Raw genomic sequence first — 1,873 nt, forward strand, 5'->3', positions numbered from 1 at the left:
ACGTGCCACGCCTCGACCGGCAGGAAGATGAACACCACGGCCGCGACCAGGCAGGCGCCGGCGGCCCAAAAATTCCAGCGGAGCTGCTCGCCCAGGAAGGCCACGCTGAATGACCGGCGGCCCGCGGGTCAGTAGCGGTACTGCTCGGCCTTGAAGGGGCCCTGCTCCGGCACGCCGATGTAGTCGGCCTGCTGCTGGTTGAGCTTCGTCAGCGTGGCGCCAACCTTCGCGAGGTGGAGCGCGGCGACCTTCTCGTCCAGGTGCTTGGGCAGGGTGTAGACCTTGCGCTCGTACTTGCCCGGGTTGGTCCACAGCTCGATCTGAGCAAGGGTCTGATTCGTGAAGCTGGCCGACATCACGAAGCTCGGGTGGCCCGTGGCGTTGCCGAGGTTCACGAGGCGGCCCTCGCTCAGCAGGATGATGCGCTTGCCGTTCGGGAACTCGATCTCGTCCACCTGCGGCTTCACGTTGTCCCACTTGTAGTTGCGCAGCGCGGCGACCTGGATCTCGCTGTCGAAGTGGCCGATGTTGCACACGATCGCGCGGTGCTTCATCGCCCGCATGTGGTCGGCGGTGATGACGTCCACATTGCCCGTCGCGGTGACGAAGATGTCGGCGCGCGGCGCGGCCTGCTCCATCGTCACGACCTCGTAGCCCTCCATCGCGGCCTGCAGCGCGCAGATCGGGTCGATCTCGCTGACCATCACGCGGCAGCCGGCGTTGCGCAGGCTCGCGGCGCTGCCCTTGCCGACGTCGCCGAAGCCGCAGACCATCGCGATCTTGCCGGCCATCATCACGTCGGTGCCGCGGCGGATCGCGTCCACCAGCGACTCGCGGCAGCCATAGAGGTTGTCGAACTTCGACTTGGTGACGCTGTCGTTGACGTTGATCGCCGGGAACAGCAGGCGGCCTTCCTTCGCCATGGTGTAGAGGCGATGCACGCCCGTCGTCGTCTCCTCCGACACGCCGACGATGTTCTTGGCGAGCTGCGCGAACCAGCCCGGCTTGGTCTTCAGGCAGTCCTTGATGAGGGCGAAGAAGACCTCCTCCTCCTCGTTGGTCGCCTTGTCGAGGAAGGCCACGTCGCCCTGCTCGGCGCGCAGGCCGTAATGCACCAGCAGCGTCATGTCGCCGCCATCGTCGAGCAGGACGTTCGGCGTGCCGCCATCGCCCCATTCCAGCGTGCGCTTCACGTACTGCCAGTATTCCGGCAACGTCTCGCCCTTCACGGCGAAGACCGGCGTGCCGCCGGCGGCGATCGCGGCCGCGGCGTGGTCCTGCGTCGAGAAGATGTTGCAGGAGGACCAGCGCACATCGGCGCCGAGATGCTTCAGCGTCTCGATCAGCACGGCGGTCTGGATGGTCATGTGCAGGCAGCCGGCGACGCGCGCGCCCTTCAGCGGCTGCTGCTTGCCGTATTCGGCGCGCACCGCCATCAGGCCGGGCATCTCGTCCTCGGCCATGCTGATCTCCTTGCGGCCCCAATCGGCCAGGGAGATGTCCTTCACGACGTAATCGGCGGCCATGTGCGCGGGTCCTGATGCTTGGGATCGGGGCGGCCCTAGCACGGGGGCGGGGGCGGGCCAAGTCTGACCCATCAGGCATAAGGATATCTTTATGCCTAGCGGCGGAATGTCCCTGCTTGGCACAGGCCCCGTGAAGCACCATTCTGAACCGACAGCTGATGTCCCCCTCCGACCGTCCGCATCGCCGCCGCGCCGCATGACCGCCCAGACCTTCGCATCCAGGCGCGGCCAGCGCGCGTCCGACCGGCTGCGCGTGGCCGATCACATCCGGGCCACCGGCGCTTCCATGCGCCAGCTGCTCAGCGAGTTCCGCGACGCGCGGCGCCGCAGCCCCGCGGCGCCGCGGC

1 protein-coding gene is annotated in these 1,873 nt (G+C 67.5%); it reads right to left on the minus strand.

Going from position 1 to position 1,873, the window contains the following annotated elements; all coding sequences use genetic code 11:
* Nucleotides 1-128 precede the first annotated feature (128 nt).
* Nucleotides 129-1,526, minus strand: a complete 1,398-nt coding sequence (gene ahcY / locus AC1MIR_RS10315) for an adenosylhomocysteinase (RefSeq protein ID WP_480028078.1) — start codon at nt 1,524-1,526, stop codon at nt 129-131.
* Between the last annotated feature and the right edge of the window lie 347 nt (nt 1,527-1,873).

The sequence above is a fragment of the Falsiroseomonas sp. RANM36 genome, from assembly GCF_056682175.1.